Here is a 21,640-nt window from a genome sequence, read left to right on the forward strand (position 1 = left end):
TAGCTTATGGGGGGGTGTTTTAATCCCCATTAAAATTTGAGCCAATTTAAAGCAGAAGCAAAGTGAAGTTACCGAACGACTTTGCAGCTTTGTTGATTTTGCCATAGAGATACTAGTCGAATAGCCGATGCTGACGAGCATCGGCTTTTTTTCGCGATTAGACGTTTTGGAAGCACAACAGCACTTCCCCGCATCTTTGATTGTAAAAATAACCGCAAAATACTCAAAACCTTTTCATGGCCCCTCTTTTCATTCCCTCCTTGGACAAGATTATGCACAGTTTTCAAAAAAATTTTAAAAAACGACCCTTATCATTTTTTCATAAAACGAACCAAATATTTTCATAAAAAGACAAATGATGAACCGGAAAATTGGAAATTTACGAACCCGATTATTAGCAAATATCTTTGATGAGATGTAAAGCATCTGAATTGCGAACCCGACTTGAAGAATGAAAAAAAGCTAAGAAGAGACAAAGATAGGATTGGTAAAAAAACTATATATTGGATGCTCCTTGGCTTTGATTCGGTTTGCGAAATTTGAGTGTATCGTCACATTCAGTGTTTTCATTCTTCTTGGTACTATTGGTTTACAGAGAAGGAAGATTTTTAATTGGGAACGAGTATCGCGGAGGAAAGATACAGCTCTTTGTCAGCTCAAATGTTCATGCCTCGGATTAGTCATAAGATTTAGCTCGGATTCAAGACTCTCAAAATAATATAGTTTCATAAACTGTCATAAAAATGATCTTAAATCATCTTGATAATTTCCATTTATTAATAATCGACAGATAAAAAATATACAAATTTGTCAATTATTTGAATTTAAATATCAACATTTTGTTATATTGTGAAATATAAAACTATTTTGGTAAGTTTTTATTGAAAGGAGGGTCATATTGAGAACATATTTGAAAATATTAGGTTGAAATATGATATTTCAGCAACCGTTACAGCAAATATTGTCTGTGAAAAAATGACTATTGGAGTGAGGAATTGATGCAAAAGAATTTTCTGCCTAAAGCTTACAAACTGAAGCTCAGAAAATGTCTAATGTTTTTTGCAATCTTGCTATTAATCGCAAGCAATCTGTCGGCTGCTGTTTTGCCTAATCAGGTGCATGCGGAGGAAAGTACGGAAGCAACCCAAGCGGCAGAAAATCCTTGCCCAGCTCCGGTAGCGCTGATTAACGGCAGCTTTGAGGAAGGTGCTGCCAGAGGAACTGCATATAATAATTCAGGTTATTTTTTTTACGAATCTGAAGTTCCAGGCTGGAAGACAACTGACGAAGCCGTTGGTTATAAAGTGATTGAAATATGGAATTACGCAGAGAATCTCCCTTCAACGGTGAAAAATTGGCCTGCACCTCCTGATGGAAACCGGTGGGCTGAATTGAACGCTTTTGAAAACGGCATGCTGTATCAAGATGTGAAGACAACGCCTGGTCAAACCATCTACTGGCGCTTGTCCCATATGGGAAGGCAAGGCGTTGACACCATGCAGGTTCGCATTGGGGCAGCGACTAATAACCCGTACGATACCGTGGTCCAAAAACAACTGTCTGATGGGAGAACAGCATGGGGGACTCATACTGGCTCTTATACCGTTCCAGCTGGACAGACGACAACACGATTCGGCTTTGAGGCAGTGAGTTCCGCCGGCGGAAGCTTAGGAGCCGGGAACTTTTTGGATGATATCTTCTTGGGCACAGAACCGTGTATAACTGCCAATAAAACGGTTTCTCCGCAGGGAGAGGTGCACGCCGGCGATGAGCTGACGTACTCGGTTCAAGTCAAAAACGAAGGCGGAGACATCGCTGCAAATGCAAACTTCACCGATCTTATCCCGGAGGGAACGGAATATGTCCCTGGATCGTTAAAATTGATCAAAGGTTCGACGACAAAAAATCTAACTGATGCATCAGACAGTGACGAAGGCCATTTTGACGGCAGCAAGGTAAACGTCAAGCTGGGTAATTTGTCAAATACGACCGACTTGCCTAATGGAGTCACTGTTCAATTTAAAGTGAAAACGCTAACGGACTACGACGTTACAAAAGTCAATAACAAGGCGCAAATTAACTACGACAATTTATTAACGAAAAAAGATGAACAAACGGAATCAAATGAAGTAACGACGCCGATCATCTTTAATGAACCCAAGCTTGAATCAAAGAAAACCTCATCCATACAACAAAAAGGGGACGGCAACACAGATGCCGACCATCCGGAAGTGGGAGATACGCTTCTGTACACGATTCAGACCCGAAATACCTCTGAAGACAGTATTGTAAAAAATCTCACCATTTCAGACGCGATTCCGGAAGGTTTGGAATATGTCCCGGATACTTTAAAAGTGGACGGTAAAGCGGTAAGCGATGCCCAAGACGGTGATCAAGGCCATTACGCCGAAGGCAAAGCGACAGGCCAGTTTGGCAATGTAACGGACACCGAATGGCACACCGTGACATTCCAGGCGAAGGTAAAGTCCGGCCAATCCGGTAAGGATATTGTCAACACGGCAAACGTAGACGGAGACAATATCAATGATCCGGATAAGCCGAACAACGAAGTGAAAGTGTATCCGCGTAATCCGGAGCTCGAATCGAAGAAAACCGCGTCCATTCAGGAAAAAGCTGAAGGAAATACAGACGCAGACCATCCTGAAGTCGGGGACACGCTTCTGTATACGATTCAGACCCGAAATATTTCTGAAGACAGTCTCATAAAAAATCTTACGATCTCAGACGCGATTCCGGAAGGACTTGAATATGTTCCGGGGACATTGAAAGTGGACGGTAAAGCGGTAACTGACGCACAGGGCGATGATCAGGGCGATTATACAGATGGCACAGTAAACGGCCAATTCGGCGATATCACCGATATGGAATGGCATCATGTGACATTTGAAGTGAAGGTGCAGCCTGGCCAAGCAGGGAAAGATATTGTCAACACGGCAACCGCCGGCGGCGATAATGTTGACAAGCCTAATAAGCCGAATCATGAAGTGAAAGTCTATCCGCGTGATCCAGTTTTAGAATCTGAGAAAACGGCAAAGAACCTCGATTCGGACAAGGATATATTTGAAGTGGGCGACACGGTCGTCTACACGATTAAGACACGCAATAAGATAACTGAAAGTACGATAGAAAATCTCGTCATTTCCGACGAACTTCCAGCCGGCCTGACATATGTCGAAGGCAGCATAAAAGCGAGCAACGGCGGCGAAGCGAAAATTGAAAATGGAAAGATCACGGCAAATTTCGGTGACGTCACCGACACAGAGTGGCGGACTGTGACGTTCCAGGCGAAAATCGAGTCCGGCTATATAGGCAAAACGATTAAAAACGTGGCAACCGTTGACGGCGGAAACATCGATGATCCTGACAAGCCGGGAACAGACATCAAAGTTGATCCGAAAAAGCCAAAGCTTGACTCAAAGAAAACGGGAAGCCTTCAAGAAAAAGCTGAAGGGAACACCGATGCGGATCACCCTGAAGTCGGGGACACGCTTCTTTACACGATTCAGACCCAAAACAAGATTGAAGACAGCCTTGTCAAAAACCTCACCATTTCCGACGCCATTCCGGAAGGCCTTGAATATGTTCCAGGCACATTGAAAGTGGACGGTACTGCGGTGACAGACGCTCAAGACGATGATCAAGGGCATTATGGAGACGGAAAAGTTTCAGGGGAATTTGGCGATGTCACGGACACGAAGTTTCATACCGTAACATTTGAAGTGAAAGTCAGGTCCGGCCAAGCGGGCAAAGATATTGTCAATACGGCGACGATCGGCGGAGACAATATTGATAAGCCTGACAAGCCAAGCCATGAAGTGAAAGTATATCCGCGTGATCCAGTTTTAAAATCTGAGAAAACAGCGAAAAACCTGGATTCAAATAAAGACAAGTATGAAGCGGGCGACACGGTTGTCTACACAATTAAAACCCGCAATACGGTAACAGAGAGCCTGGTAGAAAACTTGACGATTTCGGACGAACTCCCAGCCGGCCTGACATATGTCGAAGGCAGCATAAAAGCGAGCAACGGCAGCGAAGCGACATTTGAAGACGGCAAGATCACAGCAAACTTCGGCAATGTCACCGACACGGAGTGGCGAACTGTGACGTTCCAGGCGAAAATCGAGTCCGGCTATATTGGTAAAACGATTAAAAACGTGGCAACCGTTGACGGCGGAAACATCGATGATCCTGATAAACCGGGAACGGACATCAAAGTCGATCCAAAAGATCCTAAGCTTGAATCAAAGAAAACGGCAAACCTTCAAGAAAAAGCTGAAGGGAACACCGATGCGGATCACCCTGAAGTCGGAGACACGCTTCTTTACACGATCGAGACGCGAAACACAATTGAAGACAGCCTGGTGAAAAACCTTACGATTACGGATGCGCTACCAGAAGGCCTTGAATATATCCCAGGTACATTGAAAGTAGACGGCACTGCAGTAAGCGACGACCAAGACGATGATCAAGGCCATTATGAAGACGGAACGGTTGCGGGCCAATTTGGCGATGTCGCCGACACGAAATGGCATACCGTGACCTTCGAAGTGAAAGTCAAAGCGGGTCAAACAGGCAAAGACATTGTCAATACAGCGACGATCGGCGGCGGCAATGTTGACAAACCTGACAAGCCGAGCCATGAAGTGAAAGTGTATCCGCGTGATCCAATTTTAGAATCTGAGAAAACAGCGAAAAACCTAGATTCTGATAAGGAAAAGTATGAAGCGGGCGACACGGTGGTCTACACGATTAAAACCCGCAATACGGTCACAGACAGCAAAGTTGAAAACCTGGTCATCTCAGACAAGCTTCCAGCCGGCCTGTCATATGTAAAAGGCAGCCTAAAAGTGAGCCATGGCGGTAAAGGTACATTTGCAGACGGCAAGGTTACAGCGAACTTTGGAGATGTAAGCGATACGGAATGGAGAACGGTGACATTCCAAGCGAAAATCGAGACCGGCTATGCGGGCAAAACGATTAAAAACGTTGCATCTGTGGACGGGGGAAATATCGATACACCGGATAAACCAGGAACAGACATTACGGTTGAACCGAAGGATCCCGAGCCTAATAACCAAGGAGATCCTCAAAAACCAGAAAAGCCAAGTCCATCTGAACCGAAAGATAAAGCTAAGAAGACAGGCGGAGTACATGAACTTCCGGATACTGCTACAAATACATTTAATCTGATTCTTGTCGGCTTAGGGTTGCTATTGGTTGGATCGGCCATTTGGTACTTGAGAAGAAAGAGAAGTGTCTAATCTCTGTCGTGAAAAAGAATCTTCCTATCTTCATCATTGCAGCCGGACTCGTCCTTATTGGCTATGGTGTCTGGAAGGTGATGGATACCAGCAAAAAGACGGAACAAACATTAGAAGCAGCTAAACTCGCAATCGAGCATCCTCAAAAAGCAGATCGAGACCGGTTCAAACCCAAGTTCGGCGAAGCAGCCGGTATTCTGGAGATTCCAAAAATCCACGCAGAGCTTCCGATTGTGGAGGGAACGGATGCGGATGATTTGGAAAAAGGAGTCGGGCACTATAAAGGCAGCTACTATCCAAATGATAGTGGACAAATTGTTTTGTCGGGCCATCGGGATACAGTCTTTCGGCGAACGGGTGAACTAAAAAGAGGGGATCGATTGAAGATTTTGCTGCCTTATGGAAGCTTTTCATATGAAATTGAAAAGACAAAAATCGTAGATAAAAATGATACATCCATTATTACGCTGCAGCATGACAAAGAGGAGCTCATTCTTACGACTTGCTATCCCTTTTCGTATATCGGCAATGCCCCGAAACGGTACATCATTTATGGAAAAAGAGTTTGATCATAAGTCGCAGGAATCCCTGCGACTTATTTAAATCGAAAAATTCGATTTACATACCGTTCTTTCGATGAGGTTTATGATGGGTTACAGCGAAACATGTACAACCTGTTGGCTGTAGATGAAGATTTATGATTTGATGTAGTTATGCTCGTTTTCGCTGCTCGTATTAATCAGCCTTTCAGGTTAGAGGTGAAAGATATGGAACAATTAAAAAGCAGAATAAAAAAAGCAATGATAAAGAAAGGCCTTATAAAACCCTGCACAAATTGCAATCATGATGAAGCGATCATAATAGACCCATATGTAAGGCTGGATCTGCAAGATTATTCTTGTGTTTTGAATGTTAGGCCTGAAGCGATTCCTTCCGTCGCTGTCGTATGTGCCGGCTGCGGAAAAATTGATTTATATGCAGCTAAGGTGTTAATGCCTTCGGAATTTATCTGAAAAATCATTCTGCCTGAGTTTTATACAGGAAAATTCAAAAAAGATAGGGAGGATGTTTTTTGGAAAAAGGAGCATTTATTAGGAAAATGGATGACCTGGGGAGAATTGTCTTACCTAAAAGGATAAGAAAAGTATTGAAAATTAACGAACAAGATTCAATAGAGATATTTGTTGAAGATGAAAAAGTCATATTGCGCAAATATTTAGAAGGCAAAGCGTGTTTTGTTACCGGCACGGTGTCGGATAATAATAAAATTTTATCAGGCGGGATTGTGTTAAGCCCTGAAGGAGCGAGAATTCTACTGCAAGATCTATTGTCTCTCCGATTACAAAAAGAAATCTAAAGTAACCCAATATCAAGCTTGCAAATCAATGGCGGAAAAGGCGGTGCGGGAAATGTCAGATTATCCGTTAAAGCATGACCATGTAGGGAGTGTTGTTTATAAACTGGAAAAATACAGATTTTGCTTTCGGGGAGTCCCTGCTGCTGAAATTCAAATCATGGATGTTCCGGGAGAAAATGCATCCTTTTCTTTTCAAATTGAAAGAAATGAGAGATTTTGGCCTGACCTTCCATTCGATTTTTCAAAACGATTGTCCGCGGGTGCCCGTGAATTGGAAGACCTGGGGTTCGGACAAATATGGTACGGCTCCAAAATAGAAGCTTTACAGGCGGCCACAGATGCTGTCGAACAAATTCTTAGAAAGCATAAAGCACAGGATAAATTGGAGTTTGTAAATTCCGCAAAATCATTAATTATCGAAGATCGCCCTTAATTTCTAAGGGCGATTCTTTGTTTTGTAAAAAATGATCCACTTAGGAAAGATATTTAATGAAACCGTGGCCGGCCATCCTTAATTAGCATTCCTTCTCATAAAAAAATGTTTGAGGACCGTTGCCGAAACTGGCAACAGCTCCGTTTCAGCTCTTTTGCAATTTAAAAACGATAAAATCAGGACATCTGAAATCTTCTTCAAATGACGGATTTTTTTTCAGCATTTCTTCTGATGGCTTTGGTTCTATTATTCCTTACAGCATGAAGCTTGGTTTCATCAAAGTGTTGATATAGCTCGTCATGCTTTTTAATATTCAAGTCTTCACAGTTCCCATCCTGATACTCAATCGGCAAATCATTTGGCGTTTCTTTCTATTCCCGGTAACTCATCGACAGCTGTTACAGAAGCTCCAGACTTGGTCAACGGAATTCCGTTTTTGCCTTAAATGTATGGGATATGAGGAGTTGGAGAATTTTTTTGCGATTTTTAATAGAGGGGAATTTTGGTATAACGAAGGGAGAATAGGCTCTTCTATAAAAATAGAAATAAAGACTTCATTAGAGGTATTTAAAACCAAATAGTAATAAAAAAGGTTCATTTTTGTAGTTTTCTTTTGAAATCCCATGGAAGCTATTTAATTTTTATGTTAATTTATGCTTTGGACATTGGGAAGGAGCTTCTTTATGAAAAAATTTGTAACATTTTTAGCAGCTTTCACTCTATTATTTATTTTATCTATGAATTCAGTTTCGGTGGCTAATGCTGAAGAATCTAAAAGTTTAGGAACAATTAAAAAAATGAATGACAGTGAACTTGAATTAACATTTTATCATTCTGAAGTTGTTATGAATTCAAATGGTGATGTAACAGTGATTGATAGTATCACTGGCAAAAAAGAGACATTGCCAAGTCGTACTGTAGACAAAAATGATAATCCGGTAGATTTAGAATATGAAAAAAACGATAATGGACTATTAGTAAAGGTGATAAAAAGAAATAGCAGCAATATGTTCAGAACACAATCAGTTGCAAAATGTGTACTTGGAACATCTGGGGGAGCTGTTACAGGCGCAGGTACTGGGGGATTAGCAGGAGCAGCTGTTGGTACTGTAACGATACCGATTGTTGGAACGGTTAGTGCTGGCCTTGTGGGAACTATTGTTGGCGGCGTCGGTGGAGGATTGACTGGTGCTGCAGCATCTTGCTTTGATTAACTGTTAAAAAAATAACGAGGGAAAGAGAAATCCCTCGTTATTTTAATCTGATATATAAAAAGGTGATTCCATATGAATAAGTTAATATTACCTTCTATATTCGTAATTTTTATATTGTGGATTTTATTGCAAATATCGTTAAATATGAATATTTTATTAAATCCGTTGAATTATTGTATCGTAATCGTTATATTTTTCTTGTTTTTGAAGTTTGCAAAAGAAAAATGAAAACTTTTTACTTATAATCGTTATTGTTTCAAATTCTTGCTTTTAACGTTTTTTTAATTTAAAAACGATAAAATCAGGACATCTGAAATCTTCTTCAAATGACGGATATTTTTTCAGTATTTCTTCTGATGGCTTTGGTTCTACTATGCCTTCCAGCATGAAGCCCGTTTTCCTCAAAGTGTTAATATAGCTCGTCAAGGTTCTATGGAAGAACAGCATATTCTCCCGATCGCCAAGCTTTTGTTCGTATGTACCTTCATAAAAATACCGGTCTACATTCCAATGCAGTTTTTTTCCGTCTTTTGTTTTCTCCCAGCCGCTTTCCGGCGTAATGAAGCAGGGATGCAAAATCGAAAAAATAAAACATCCACGGCCTGTCAGCAGCCGATGCATTTCCTGAAACGCTTTTTCATAATCCGCAAGGTCTTGCATGACCATATTCGATATAATCAAATCAAAGCTTTTGTCTTCTAACATATTCAGGTCTTCACAGTTCCCGTGCCGATACTCAATCGGCAAATCATCCGGCGTCCTTTCCTTGGCAATGTCGATCATTCTCGGCGAGTAATCGACAGCCGTTACATTGGCTCCGGCCTTGGCCAGCAGTCTGCTGAAATACCCTTCACCACACCCGGCATCGAGCACGCGTTGATTCTTTACCGTATCAATGAGAGAAAAAATAGCAGGATTTAAAAACACTTCTTTGTGGATGTCTCCAAGTTCGGTATGATTGGCGGCATATGCATCGGCAAATCGGTTCCATCTTTGAATGGTTTCTTCTGTGCCAACTTTCCTTGTCATATTTCTCCTCCTCTTCAAAGTCTGTTTATTCATTTAACGCGATATCCCCTGATCATAAAACTCATCAATTTTTTCAAAAACTCTTTGAATAAGGGTATTTGAGAGAAAGGGATTTAACAAAACGGCACGGAGCCAGCGGTTCCCTCTAAAAATAGGCAATGAAAAGAAGACGTTTTCTTCATTCAACAAAAACTGCTGCAATTCGAGATTCCAGTTATCCCGTTGAGCTTCATCAAGGTTATGCGGGACGCCTCTGAAGCAGACAACATTTGTATCAGGCTCGCTGGACAGTTCGAGATAATGGCGCTGTTTCACCTGCTTGATAAACTCGTCTTTTAATGCGAGGCTTTCATGCAACAGCTCCCTGTAGCCTTTTAATCCAATGTGCTGAAGCGATAAATATAACTTTAGGATATCCGCATGCCGCGTGCCCTGAACACTGATTTCGCCCAAGTTAGCAAAGGCTGTTTCATTCATATAAGGGGCGGAAATGCGAAAATCGGTTTCCAAAACGCCGTGATTTTTGAATAAAACCATTGCACAAGTCTTCGCAATGTACATCCATTTTTGCGGATTGAATGTGATGGAATCTGCCATTTCGATGCCGTTCAGCTTATCGCGGTAAGCTTCTGAAAAAATGAGTGCTCCTCCGTATGCCGCGTCGACATGCAGCCATAATCCGTTTTCCTTTGCGATGTCAGCGATCGATCGAATGGGGTCGATGCTTCCTGTTACCGTCGTTCCGGCCGTGGCTGCAATTGCAAATGGAATCTTGCCTGCATTTTTTGCCTGCCTGATTTTCTTTCTTAAATCGTCAAGATCCATTTTCGAATCGCTGCTGCTTTTCACCGGGATTATGCTGGAGGTACCCAGTCCTAACAGCATCGCTGCTTTATGCAAAGAAGTATGGCTGACGTCTGAAGCAAAGATGACCGGCTGTCCGGAAAGACCGAATAACCCCGATTCCTTTACCTTCAATTGAAAGTTTCGCGCTGCTGCAAGCGCTTGAAGATTCGCGAGGCTTCCGCCGCTTGTCATCACGCCCCCTGAGTTGTCATCATATCCAAACATACGGGCAATGGTGCCCAAAAGCTGTACTTCCATCTTCGAAAAGACAGGCGACATTTCATGGCTCAGCATATTGTTATTTATTGAAGTACTGACGAATTCGCCCAAACAAGACATTAGAGTCGGTATGGAATCCATATGCCCCATATAATTCGGGCTTAGAGGATTCATGGAGTCTTTTACAATCGCCTGCAACTTTTTTAAGAGTTCTTCTAATTCGATTCCGGTCTCGGGTATATCGCCGTAATGTGATGATTCCGGAGAAGGCAAAGTGCGGTGATTCCCGGCGTTGCTTGCGTGCTCAACGACAAATTTGACGATTTGATCAACAAGAATCGATATTTCCTTAATATTCTGACCATTTGGATCGATAAAAGTGTTACTGGGCAAAAAGGATAGTTTCATAGTTCACACGCTGCTTTCTTTCACATTTTTTCTCAATTATAGCATTTTGATTTTGGCGTATCATGGTTGATTGATGAATAATACAAGGTTCGAAGAAAAAATAATGTGATGACAGAAGCTGCTATGACGCCGGTCACAAGGCATTTGTGCATGTCTATCGACAGAAGCCCGACACCACGCCGGCGGTCTCTCCCAAACAGATGGATTGTAACGCGTTCTCTTTGATTCATGTGAGAGTCGCTAAACAATAGGTAGCTTACCGCCGATCATATAAATAAGGATATTTATGCAAAAGGATAGATGAATGGAGTTTTTTGAAAATGGAATTTAACGAGCTTATCGAAACGCGTCACTCTGCAAATAATTTTCTGGAAGATGTTCAAATTACGGTGAAAGATTTGGAGCCTATCTTTGAGGATATCAAGCTAGCGCCTTCAGCGTTCAATTTGCAGCACGCAAAGTATAAAGTGGTATTGGAGAAGGATTTAAAAGAAAAAATCAGGGAAGCTGCGAGCGGCCAATATAAAGTGCATTCAGCCTCTGCCGTGATTTTAGTGACGGGAGACCGCTATGCCTACCGGCAAACGGAAAAAATCAACGAAGGCATGAGGGATTTAGGAATTATTAAGGACTTTGAGCTGCAGGAAATGGTTGAAAACAATACCCAATTTTACGAGACGCGCGGGGAGCCATTCATGAAGGAAGAAGCGATTCGCAATGCTTCTCTTTCTGCGATGATGTTTATGCTTGCCGCCAAAAACCGGGGGTGGGACACATGCCCAATGATCGGATTTGACAGCGATCAGGTCCGCGAGTTGCTAGAGATCCCAGATACACATGAAATCGTCCTCATGATTACGATCGGCAAAGAAAAAGAAAGCAGCCGACGCTTGAGAGGATATCGCAAGCCGGTTAATGAATTTGTTTCTTTCTATTAAAAAAAGGAGAGGGCGCCTTAAGACAGGCAGCCCTCTTTATCATTTTTCCCCGCGGTGAGACAGTACTTCGACTAAGTGGTCAAGATCAAGCTTAAGGTGGCGAATCATCGCTTTTGATGCCTGCCCGTCGTCTCTTTGTTTCATATGGCGGAAAATTTCCCGATGCTGCTCCAAAATGGCTTCAGCCCGTTTTTCTCCTTCAAAATTCAAAATGCGGAAATAATAAATTAATCCTTCCAAATCGTTGAGCTGCTTCCGCAATAGACTGTTTCGTGTATATTGGATAATTAAGTCGTGAAATGTATCATTTAATTGGATAATTGTGTTTTGATCCTTGGATTGAAGGATGGCTTCCTCCGTTTTTTGCAAAACGTCTTCAATCGTTTTCAGTTCCTCTGCCGTTGCAATTCTTGCCGTCAATCCCGCAGCGAATGATTCAAGCGCCGTTCTGCAAAAGTAGATTTCTTCAACGTCCTTGATTGTCGGCTGATAGACCTTCACTCTTGAGTCGATGACGATGAGCCCCTCTTTTTCCAGAACTCTGATCGCTTCTCTCAAAGGGCTTTTGCTGACGCCGAGCTCCTTAGCTAACTTCGCTTCGGCGATTCGTTCACCGGGCTTTAATTTCCCTTCAAATATCATTCGCTTAATCGCATGGTAGGATTGTTCATAAAACGGTTTTGGTTTTTCAATCACGCTTCTCATCCTCGTATTCGTTTTCATTTCGTATTTTACCACAGGTTCCTTCGTGATCTCCCGCTATAGCCATTCCAAGTTAATTAAAATAAGAGAATGAACCCTGAAACGGCGGGAGTTAAAAATAAACCCGATTTCAAGACGACTTTCGGCAGGACATTGGTGAATTTAGCTCCGACATATGCGCCGCACATCGTACCGATCAAGATTTTGACCAACAGAACATAATCGACGAATCCTTCTGAAATATAGCCCGCCCCACCGCCTAACGAGAGCGGAATAATGACGAGCATCGTCGTTCCTACGGAATGGCGAATAGACAGGTTCAGCATCATCATCAACCCGATTTGAATAAAAGGCGCCGAGCCGATTCCGAACGTTCCGGACAGGATGCCGGCTACGATTCCCAATAAACTGGCCTTGATCCAAAAGGCAAGGTTCGTTTCCTGGTCAGCTTCTTTTTCTTGCAAAAAGAATAATCTGATTAAAATCAGAATGGCCGATAAGAATAACATTCCTGCGGTCATATAGTGCAATGAACTTGAAGGTATCAGAGAAGTCAGCTTAGCTCCTGCAAAGGATCCTATTGCAGCAAAACAGCCGACGGTTAAGCCGATTTTCAGCTTGATATTTCCTTCGCGAAAGTGGCTGTACGTTCCTGATAAGCTCGTAAAAGCCATACCGGCCAGAGATGTTCCCAATGCTGTATGAATCGGAATGTGAAACATCATCGTTAACAGTGCGATGACGAAGCCGGCTCCGCCGGCCCCGACAAAGCCAAGTACAAGACCTAATAAAAACATAACCAACACAATCAACATGTTGCTTCTTCCCCTTTATGAATAACTGATTTCGTATCCTCTGAGGGTCGACGGTATCTGGTCGACCAAAATCAATGATAACATCTTACTCTATTATTTCCATATTGACAAGAGAGCCAGGAGGGCGTATGTCGTCTACTTTTATTTTTTTAGCCAAGTGAAAGACATTCCTGTTGACAATCAGTCTATTTGTAATTATGATAGTTACATCAAGTGTAACATTTTTTGTTACAGTTCGACATTAAAACATCAGGAGGAATTTGAGTATGAAAATGTTAGTAACAGGAGCAACTGGAAAATTAGGATCGAAAGTTGTGAAAAAACTGCTGGAAACTGTACCGGCGGATCAGTTGGCGGTCAGCGTGCGCAATCCGGAAAAAGCGGAAGCGCTGCAGGCGCGAGGAGTCGATGTGCGTCAAGGGGATTTTGACCGCCCGGAAACATTGGCATCCGCATTTCAAGGCGTTGACCGTCTGCTGATCATCTCTGCCGATGGAGACAATGAGACGAGAATCCGTCAGCACGGCAATGCGGTAGCCGCCGCAGAACGCGCGGGAGTTCGGTTTATCGCTTATACGAGTATTGCGAATGCCCGCGAAAGCAAAAACTTTCTTGCGCCGACTCACAAAGCAACTGAAGAAGCGATTTTGAAAACGGGGATTCCATACTCCTTCTTGCGCAATAACTGGTACTTGGAAAATGAAATGTCGAGTATTCAAGGTGTTTTGGCGGGAGCCCCTTGGGTGACATCAGCAGAGAACGGCAAGGTGGGCTGGACGCTGCAGCAGGATTACGCGGATGCAGCGGCAGCGGTTCTGTCCGGCGAAGGCCATGAAAACACCGTCTACGAACTTTCAGGCAAACTATTAACTCAGGAAGAAATCGCTTCAGCCCTTGGCGAAGTATTGGGCAAAGAAGTACCCGTCCAGCATGTTGACGATGCTGCCTATCGCGATATCATGAAAAATGCCGGTGTACCCGATTTTCTGATTCCGATGGTTGTCGATATCCAAAAAGGCATTCGTGAAGGCACACTTGAAGTCGAAAGCGATGATTTTGAAAAAGTGCTTGGCCGTCCGGTCACTCCAATTAAAGAAGGATTGGCTCAAATCGTTGCAAGAATCTCAGAAGAGAAATAATAATCAATAATAGAAAGAGTGATGAACAGAATTACAGTATTCATCACTCTTTTTTTACAGATAGATAACAAAAAGACTCACCACAATCACCGCACATACTTTATAGCCCAAGTTCCTTTTATTAAATAAGTAAAATATCGACTGGATTCCAGAGCTAATGATGAGGGAATAAAAAGACAGGTAGGTGCGGCTGCTTGAGAAGAAAAACTGAAAGCTGATGGCAGCGCACGAATTTGCAGTGTGTATTAACTTGTAAAGAGCATTTGATAGTAGCCTCTTTTTTGGATTGCGGCTCATCCATCATCCCGCGACAGTCTCTCTTGATTTGTTATTAAAACGTTCACAAATATGCACCTGATCGTTATTTGATCTTTTTTTGCTGTATTAAACTTACGGCCACCAGCACGGCAGTGCCGAGTAAGGCAATCGGAAGAAACCATCCGCCAAATCCACTTCCCCAGTCTAAAGCGATTGACACGGATTCAATTAATATGAGAGAAAAAATGATTAAGCATGCATTTTTTAAGCGGTTGATCAACTTTCGGCTGAGCAGATAGAAATGTTCAGCATTTGTTTCATTCAGGCGCTTTGGATAGTTGTGAATCTCAGGGTGCTTTTCTAGGAATTGCATGAACAGAAAGATAAGTAATCCGATTCCCGGCAAAATGAAAAGCTCCCATTTTGACCCCCAGCGATCGACTTCACCGAGTGCGTTGTAATGTGCAGGCACTTTTTCGGGGAGCGATCCCCAGACAGCGGCCAAAAGAATGATCGATCCCAGGTAAAATAAATAGCCAAATGCGTTCCAAACCCGTTCCCCTTTTGTTTTTTTTATTTTAATGTAAGAACCGTCAGCTTTGTTTGGCATATATGATTCCTCCTTTAGTTTTAAATACGGTTTGACCCATGAAAAAGTTCGGGATTTTTGCCTGTTGGAATAGGGTATATTTGCGGTGAGTCCAGGCAATGTTAAGGGAATGTAAATCATCAGCCGGCAATGTTAAGTTATTGTAAATTTTCGATTTGAATCGTTTACATAGGCTTTAATCTCCATCATAATCATAGTGTTTGGTTTGTAGATTTATGTCGAATTGGGGGGCAAGACTTTGGAAATAGATGTGCAGAAATTGCTTTTTGAATTCATTGGAGGTCTCGGGATCTTTCTTATCGGTATTAAGTTTATGGGAGAAGGACTCCAAAAATCAGCCGGAGATAAGCTGAGAGACATATTAGATCGTTTTACAAGCAACCCTCTGATGGGTGTTTTGGCAGGTATGATTGTCACGGTTTTAATTCAAAGCAGTTCCGGCACCACCGTTATCACTGTCGGTCTTGTCAGCGCCGGCTTTATGACCCTCCGCCAGGCGATCGGCGTCATTATGGGTGCGAACATCGGAACGACGGCCACAGCCTTTATTATCGGCTTTGACGTTGGGGCATATGCGCTTCCGATCATCGCCATTGGTTCATTTTTGCTGTTTTTCTTAAAGAGCAAAAAATTTCAGAACATCGGACAAATTCTGTTTGGATTTGGTGCGCTTTTCTACGGCTTAGAATTAATGAGCAGCGGGATGAAGCCGCTCCGGACGGTTGAAGCTTTTCATGATTTAACAGTCAGCATGAGTGCGAACCCTGTTCTCGGCGTGCTTGTCGGCACCCTTTTCACAGTTCTCGTGCAAAGTTCAAGTGCAACCATCGGGATCCTGCAAGGGCTGTTTGCCGATTCATTAATAGATCTCAACGGCGCTCTGCCTGTATTATTCGGAGACAATATCGGTACGACGATTACCGCTGTACTGGCATCTCTTGGCGCCTCAGTAGCAGCCAAACGGGCCGCGGCCGTTCACGTATTGTTCAACCTGATTGGGACAGCTATCTTCTTGATCTTGCTGAAGCCATTCACAGCTTTGATTTTAATGCTTCAATCTTCTTTAGGGCTGGACCCTAAGATGGTGATTGCGTTTGCCCATGGGATCTTTAATACGTCGAATACGCTGATTCAGCTTCCGTTTGTCGGCATATTGGCTTTGATCGTTACGAAGCTGATTCCGGGCAAAGATTCGGTTGTAAACTATAAAGCAACACATCTTGATCCGCTGTTCATTCAGCAGTCGCCTTCAATTGCGCTGGGACAGGCGAAAGAAGAAGTATTGCGCATGGGTGAATTTGCGGTAAAGGGACTTGAGGAAACAAAAGAGTTTTTTAATACAAAACAGGCAAAACATGCGCAAAGCGCTTTTCAAATAGAAGATGCGATTAACAATTTGGACAGGAAGATAACCGATTACTTGATCGAACTTTCAGCCACTACGCTTTCTGAACAAGAATCTGAAGAACATCATATGTTAATGGACACAGTCAGAGACATTGAAAGAATCGGCGATCACTTTGAAAACTTGGTTGAGCTTGGTGAGTACCAGCAATCCAACAGGGTAAAAATCTCCGAAGCTGCAATGGCGGACTTAACAGAAATGCTTGACCTGACCATTTCCACCGTTAAGGAGTCCATCACAGCTCTTGGGGAAAATAACGAAGATGCCGCAAGACGTGTAGTCGAAAAAGAAAATCAAATCGATAAAATGGAACGCAAGCTTCGCAAAAAGCACATTCTTCGCTTAAACGACGGATTATGCAGCGGACAAGCCGGCGTGATCTTCGTCGATATCACCAGCAACCTGGAAAGGATCGGCGACCATGCCGTCAATATTGCAGAAGCTGTTTTAGGCGAAGAAAAGCATTAAAACCGGGAGTCATTCCCGGTTTTTTTGTTTTGTAGGCCTTTTTTATCACTGTGTGACATATTTACTAAATTGTGTTTGGAAAGGAAGAACATTCTTCTTCTGTTGTCCTAAATAAAGTATAATAGTTTTATTCTTTAGGAGGTATTAAGATGCAGAAACATAGAAGAAGAAACACAACGGCCTTTACGGTTATGTCATATTTCACATTTTTCGCGGGGGTCTTTTTGTTCGGTATCGGCCTTTACAATGCGGACAACCTGCAGCTCAATGAAAAAGGCTATTACATAGCCGTGATGATTTTAGTGGCGGTCGGCGCGATTTTGACGCAGAAAGTGACGAGAGACAACGCCGAGGACAATGAAATCATTGCGGAGCAGGAGAGAAGACAGAATTTGTCTAGTGGTGAGTGAAGAATAAAAGGCATCCTGAGGGATGCCTTTTGTTATGTTCAGAAAAAGCGATTCGAAGTGTCCAGGTTTTTCTGGACGTTTTTAAAGTTTTGTTTTAAAGCAAAATCAATCATACTTACGATTCGGGCATTTTCTGATCTTTTGGCGAAGTGTTTAATCGGTTGTACAACACCTTTTCGGGCGATGACGAACAATCTGATTAGCGTGAAGACGGATAGCAAAAACAAAACGGCCAGCAGGTAAAGCAGAATGCCGGCTGTATGGACATATGGTATCGTGCCGGAAGCGACAGTTGTTAAAAATGCAGCAATCAGACTGCTGGCAAAAGCCCATTTAGTAAAATAAATTAATGTAAAAGTTGGATTCGAAAAATAAACTCTCAGTCTGCTTAATACGGAAACATCCTGTTTGGCAAGATAAGCGAGCAGCTCTTCATCATTTTCGTTGTCGTAGGACATAACAAGATCAGCGGCTTCTTTCGTTTTGTGCAGCATTTGTTTATCTTTTTTCATATCAATTGCCTCGCTTTGCTTGAATCAATCTCTGTATTCATTCATGTTTGAGTGTGTTTTGGTATTTTTGTTCCAAAACAAAATCAATCATCCTATTTATTTTTGCGAACCCGGATTTATGCTCGAAATGTTGGGGAAGCTGAACAGGTTTTCTTCCCCATTTAACTATCTGAAAATAAAACCAAAGACTGCAGCCAATTGTAAACAGAATGAATAATAGAGGTATAATCGGCAGACTAGGAAAAAAATCTTTTGTTTTAATCAAGAACAGAACATTTAATATCATGGCGGACACGCTGCAGGATAAACTGGTTTTCATAAACAAGCTGGACGGGAATCCGGGATCAGAGCAGTAGACTTTCAATTGGTTAAGAGAAAGAGAATCCTGGTTTGAAAGAAAATGCAGAAGTTCGTCGTCACTTTTAAAAAGCTTAATTGTATCCATCATATTTTGTGCTTTTTGGAATGCTACTTTGTCTTTTTTCATATGATCCCCCCACAAGTGTTGTTACAAGCAGCAATTGTGCTTCTTTCTATAAAGCTTTCATGAACAAAAAAATCTCCTAATCGGAGATATGATATACCTGGTATTTTATTTTAAATGTTATTGCAGTAAAAAGTCCAGTTGAGTATTGGTTATTAGTGGAATATTATGACTGTGGATTAGCATCAAATCGTACCTTTATTTTATCTCAACAGCCCCAAGCTTCCTGTCAGCCGCGCGACTTTTTTCTTATCGCCGCAAACGCCGATTCCAAAATAGCTGTAATCGGAAGCTGCGGTGCTTTGAAATGTCTCAATATATGCTTCATATGTATGAATGCCTTGCGCGACATCGGTGAAATCGACCGTCAGAATATCGTTGAATTCGTCGGTCAACAGCTTTTGTCTTAATTGATGAAGCAGCTCGGCGTTGCCTTTTAAAATGGGGATTGGAAGTTTGACGATACCCAAATGGTCGATTCCCGAGCCGTCCGTTACATTTTCTCCGAGCAGGCCGGGGTTGTTTTTGCCGAGTGCAGCCCCCAGGATTGCAGCTGTATTGGCAATTAGCCCGAGCGGCAGGCTTTCATCGATGATCAGTGCGCATTTTGTCTCTTCTATCAAATTTGTTCCTCCTTCAGCTGCGGTTTTGGTTTTGTTTCAGAAATATAAAGACCGGCCAATGTGAGCGCTCCTCCGCAAAAAGCAACCCATGTCAGTTTTTCTTGCAGAATGACGACGGATGCGGCAATGGTGATGATGGGTACCATATAGATATAAGCGCTCGTTTTTACCGCCCCAAGCACACCGACCGACCAGTTCCATGTCACAAAGCAAAGCGCAGATGCGCCCGCACCTAAGAACAGGATATTCAGCCAATTGGCGGGGGAGGCGAAAGGGCTTGCGTCGAAGCGGAAATCAAACAGGAACAGAGCGGGAACCATGAATAGCAAGCCGTACAGAAAGATCCGCTGTGTGCATTGGATTGTATGATAACCGAAAGTGCTGATTTTTTTCATCAAAATCGCATATGCTGCCCAGACGAATGCAGAGGCAGCAGCAAGAATGTCGCCGAGCGGATTCAGCTTGAGCATCATTTGTCCGTTAAAGAAAATGAGCGCAAGTCCTGTAAAAGCAGCGGCGAATCCAATGAAGAAGCGGGGCTCCAACTTTTCGCCCGAAAGGAAAAAATGCGCCAATACCGCGGTGATCATCGGAATAACCGCGACGATCATGCCGGCGTTTGAGGCGTAGGTAAGGGTAAGCGCGATGTTTTCCAACAGAAAATAAAGCGTCACCCCGCATAAGCCTGCTCCCGCAAACAGCGCTTCCTGCTTCCAGCTCCGGAATGTCAGCACATGCGGATGCACCATAATCAGCACGATCAATCCGATGAGAAACCGGTAAAACAATATATCTACGGGCGCAAAATCCTCGAGCAACACCTTTGTCGAGACAAAAGTGGTACCCCAGATGATGATCGTGATGACAGCTGCGAGGTGTCCGGCGGTTTCGCGTCTTGTCTTCATCCTTTGATCTCCTGCCTGTCATATTCAAAGATTTTCATATATTGTTTCGGCGTCAGCCCGACCTGCCGCTTGAAAAATTTCGTCATATGGCTCTGATCGCTGAAGCCTGTTTGGAAAGCGGCATCGATTGGTTTTACGCCTTCTTCCAACAGCTTTTTCGCATGATTGATACGGACGGTTTCCAAGTAGCTGTAGGGGGAAATTCCTTTCTGCTTCGTAAACGACCGCAGGAGGTGATACTTGCTCCAGCCTGCCAGCTTGCTTAAATGTTCAAGCGTAATGTTTTCCTGGTAATGGGATTCCAAATAACCGCACACCGCTTTGACTTCGTCGGACGGTTCAGGCGCATTTTCGAGAAACGCAACATCAGAATACGTCCGAATCAACTCCTCGAGGAGGTTGAGAAAAAGCTCCTCTTTTTTCAAGGCTTTTTCTTTCTGCAATATTTGAATGTGAAGCTCCTTCAAGCTGGCGTTCAGCTCATGACGGAACAAGACATTTTCCGTGAAATATGGGAGGCTGTCGGTTCCGGTGATTTCCTTCACAAATTTTCTCATAACGTCAGGCATCACATTTATGCAGCGATAATCGAGCGCCTTTCCGTCAATCTGCTCGCAACTGTGCGTGTCATAAGGATTGAAAAGCACGAGATCGCCCTGATTAATGATGTATTCTTCTCCTTTGCAAAGCAAATAGCGCTGCCCCTTCTCAATAAAACCAATCACAAAGTACTCGTGAAAGTGATTCGGAAACTTCTGCATAATGCCTTTAAAGCGGTAGGCTTCAACATTTAGATCAGGGTCGAGGAAAAGCGTGCGGGTTTCATTTCGCATGTCGGGCCTCCTTGGTGTGATGATGTTTAAGTTTATCATGTTTTTGAGAAATTTCTTGTATGATGTTGCTTAATGAAAAATAGTATTTTTGTGAAAAGAATGAGCAATTTGAAGTTGTCGTGTAATGGAATAAGAATGGTGAAGATCATAAGGAGAGTGTTAAACTGACAGCAATTACAGGGTCATAAAAATTGAACCATTGTAACTTTTAGTGTAATATTACACTAAAAAGAACATCGGAGGTTCCTCCATGGATAAAGAATACATAACCGAACTCATTTCATCCAAGTTAAGATTAATCCGTGCGGAAAGCGGCTATACGCAGGAGAAAATGGCGAACGTGCTCGGGATGTCGAAGAAAACGCTCGTGCAAATTGAAAAGGGCAGGTCGGCAGCGGGGTGGGCGCATGTTGTCGCGGTATGCGCGCTTTTTCGGAACAGTGAGGTGCTGCAGGCCGTGCTCGGGGATGAGCCCCTTGAGGTGGTGGAGACTGTCGCTCACCGAAGCATCGACAGACCAAAAGGGAAGACGCTCGGCGGAAAAGTGTGGTGGCGGGACATTGAGAAAAAAGGCGAGTTTCGCCTTCAGCAAAACTTGATTTCTCACCATTACCGCATTTTGGATTCGTATGACGACCTATGGTTCAGCACCTTTGAAAAACAGGATGCTGTGGCGCGTTTGGACGAGCTGTTCAATGAACAGGACGGGGTGGAATGAAGAAAAAGTTAAGTCCTCTGAATTTGCTG

General features: G+C 43.0%; 22 protein-coding genes. 12 read left to right on the plus strand and 10 right to left on the minus strand.

What is annotated here, in order from left to right:
- The first annotated feature begins 998 nt into the window (after positions 1–998).
- The 7 genes from MHB72_RS01275 to MHB72_RS01305 all read left to right on the plus strand — a co-directional run bounded on the left by MHB72_RS01275 (position 999) and on the right by MHB72_RS01305 (position 8,517).
- Complete coding sequence (locus tag MHB72_RS01275; RefSeq protein WP_216921694.1) at positions 999–5,285, plus strand: isopeptide-forming domain-containing fimbrial protein; 4,287 nt, start codon at positions 999–1,001, stop codon at positions 5,283–5,285.
- An 8-nt stretch (positions 5,286–5,293) separates the two neighbouring features.
- On the plus strand, positions 5,294–5,854 hold the full coding sequence (locus tag MHB72_RS01280; protein ID WP_216921691.1) for a class D sortase: 561 nt from the start codon (positions 5,294–5,296) through the stop codon (positions 5,852–5,854).
- Between the two features lie 198 nt (positions 5,855–6,052).
- Positions 6,053–6,298 (plus strand): hypothetical protein, encoded by a 246-nt coding sequence (locus MHB72_RS01285; protein ID WP_216921687.1) that lies wholly within the window; start codon positions 6,053–6,055, stop codon positions 6,296–6,298.
- 59 nt (positions 6,299–6,357) lie between these two features.
- Positions 6,358–6,642 carry an AbrB/MazE/SpoVT family DNA-binding domain-containing protein gene (locus MHB72_RS01290; protein ID WP_280640106.1) on the plus strand — a complete coding sequence of 95 codons (285 nt, stop codon included), beginning with the start codon at positions 6,358–6,360 and terminating at the stop codon, positions 6,640–6,642.
- Positions 6,643–6,694: 52 nt separating this feature from the next.
- The gene (locus MHB72_RS01295; RefSeq protein WP_216921683.1) at positions 6,695–7,075 is read left to right on the plus strand and encodes a hypothetical protein; all 381 of its coding nucleotides are present in this window, start codon (positions 6,695–6,697) and stop codon (positions 7,073–7,075) included.
- Between the two features lie 683 nt (positions 7,076–7,758).
- Entirely contained in the window at positions 7,759–8,289 is a 531-nt protein-coding gene (locus tag MHB72_RS01300) for a Pathogenicity island protein (protein WP_216921680.1), read from the plus strand.
- A gap of 72 nt (positions 8,290–8,361) precedes the next feature.
- Entirely contained in the window at positions 8,362–8,517 is a 156-nt protein-coding gene (locus MHB72_RS01305; protein ID WP_254122274.1) for a hypothetical protein, read from the plus strand.
- 42 nt (positions 8,518–8,559) lie between these two features.
- Here MHB72_RS01305 and MHB72_RS01310 read toward each other — a convergent pair whose 3' ends face one another.
- Entirely contained in the window at positions 8,560–9,318 is a 759-nt protein-coding gene (locus MHB72_RS01310) for a class I SAM-dependent methyltransferase (RefSeq protein WP_216921677.1), read from the minus strand.
- 33 nt (positions 9,319–9,351) lie between these two features.
- On the minus strand, positions 9,352–10,791 hold the full coding sequence (locus MHB72_RS01315; protein ID WP_216921675.1) for a pyridoxal phosphate-dependent decarboxylase family protein: 1,440 nt from the start codon (positions 10,789–10,791) through the stop codon (positions 9,352–9,354).
- Between the two features lie 320 nt (positions 10,792–11,111).
- On the opposite strand from MHB72_RS01315, the gene MHB72_RS01320 reads away from it, so the two are divergent.
- Positions 11,112–11,729, plus strand: a complete 618-nt coding sequence (locus MHB72_RS01320) for a nitroreductase family protein (RefSeq protein ID WP_216921672.1) — start codon at positions 11,112–11,114, stop codon at positions 11,727–11,729.
- A gap of 39 nt (positions 11,730–11,768) precedes the next feature.
- Here MHB72_RS01320 and MHB72_RS01325 read toward each other — a convergent pair whose 3' ends face one another.
- Positions 11,769–12,434 (minus strand): GntR family transcriptional regulator, encoded by a 666-nt coding sequence (locus MHB72_RS01325; protein ID WP_026580439.1) that lies wholly within the window; start codon positions 12,432–12,434, stop codon positions 11,769–11,771.
- A 74-nt stretch (positions 12,435–12,508) separates the two neighbouring features.
- Entirely contained in the window at positions 12,509–13,246 is a 738-nt protein-coding gene (locus MHB72_RS01330; RefSeq protein WP_020449955.1) for a sulfite exporter TauE/SafE family protein, read from the minus strand.
- Positions 13,247–13,512: 266 nt separating this feature from the next.
- Here MHB72_RS01330 and MHB72_RS01335 point away from each other — a divergent pair, with 266 nt between their 5' ends.
- Complete coding sequence (locus MHB72_RS01335) at positions 13,513–14,385, plus strand: SDR family oxidoreductase (RefSeq protein WP_216921670.1); 873 nt, start codon at positions 13,513–13,515, stop codon at positions 14,383–14,385.
- Positions 14,386–14,746: 361 nt separating this feature from the next.
- Here MHB72_RS01335 and MHB72_RS01340 read toward each other — a convergent pair whose 3' ends face one another.
- Entirely contained in the window at positions 14,747–15,253 is a 507-nt protein-coding gene (locus MHB72_RS01340) for a DUF1648 domain-containing protein (RefSeq protein WP_216921667.1), read from the minus strand.
- Positions 15,254–15,491: 238 nt separating this feature from the next.
- On the opposite strand from MHB72_RS01340, the gene MHB72_RS01345 reads away from it, so the two are divergent.
- The gene (locus MHB72_RS01345; protein ID WP_216921664.1) at positions 15,492–17,126 is read left to right on the plus strand and encodes a Na/Pi cotransporter family protein; all 1,635 of its coding nucleotides are present in this window, start codon (positions 15,492–15,494) and stop codon (positions 17,124–17,126) included.
- A gap of 149 nt (positions 17,127–17,275) precedes the next feature.
- A complete protein-coding gene (locus MHB72_RS01350; protein WP_020449960.1) occupies positions 17,276–17,536 on the plus strand; it encodes a YiaA/YiaB family inner membrane protein in 261 nt (86 codons plus the stop codon).
- A 38-nt stretch (positions 17,537–17,574) separates the two neighbouring features.
- Here MHB72_RS01350 and MHB72_RS01355 read toward each other — a convergent pair whose 3' ends face one another.
- The 5 genes from MHB72_RS01355 to MHB72_RS01375 all read right to left on the minus strand — a co-directional run bounded on the left by MHB72_RS01355 (position 17,575) and on the right by MHB72_RS01375 (position 20,893).
- Positions 17,575–18,048 (minus strand): hypothetical protein, encoded by a 474-nt coding sequence (locus MHB72_RS01355; RefSeq protein ID WP_216921661.1) that lies wholly within the window; start codon positions 18,046–18,048, stop codon positions 17,575–17,577.
- Between the two features lie 37 nt (positions 18,049–18,085).
- Positions 18,086–18,535: a hypothetical protein gene (locus tag MHB72_RS01360; protein WP_216921658.1), complete on the minus strand. Its 450-nt coding sequence runs from the start codon at positions 18,533–18,535 to the stop codon at positions 18,086–18,088.
- 200 nt (positions 18,536–18,735) lie between these two features.
- The gene (locus MHB72_RS01365; RefSeq protein WP_035337395.1) at positions 18,736–19,155 is read right to left on the minus strand and encodes a DUF2000 domain-containing protein; all 420 of its coding nucleotides are present in this window, start codon (positions 19,153–19,155) and stop codon (positions 18,736–18,738) included.
- On the minus strand, positions 19,152–20,060 hold the full coding sequence (locus tag MHB72_RS01370; protein WP_216921655.1) for a DMT family transporter: 909 nt from the start codon (positions 20,058–20,060) through the stop codon (positions 19,152–19,154). Before MHB72_RS01370 ends, MHB72_RS01365 begins: the two co-directional genes overlap by 4 nt.
- On the minus strand, positions 20,057–20,893 hold the full coding sequence (locus MHB72_RS01375) for an AraC family ligand binding domain-containing protein (RefSeq protein ID WP_023857734.1): 837 nt from the start codon (positions 20,891–20,893) through the stop codon (positions 20,057–20,059). The genes MHB72_RS01370 and MHB72_RS01375 overlap by 4 nt, the downstream gene beginning before the upstream one ends.
- A 250-nt stretch (positions 20,894–21,143) precedes the next feature.
- Here MHB72_RS01375 and MHB72_RS01380 point away from each other — a divergent pair, with 250 nt between their 5' ends.
- Complete coding sequence (locus tag MHB72_RS01380; RefSeq protein ID WP_025810853.1) at positions 21,144–21,611, plus strand: helix-turn-helix domain-containing protein; 468 nt, start codon at positions 21,144–21,146, stop codon at positions 21,609–21,611.
- Positions 21,612–21,640: the final 29 nt, after the last annotated feature.

The organism is Bacillus sp. FSL K6-1284 (assembly GCF_038002625.1).
In the GTDB taxonomy this organism is placed as follows: Bacteria; Bacillota; Bacilli; order Bacillales; family Bacillaceae; genus Bacillus; species Bacillus paralicheniformis.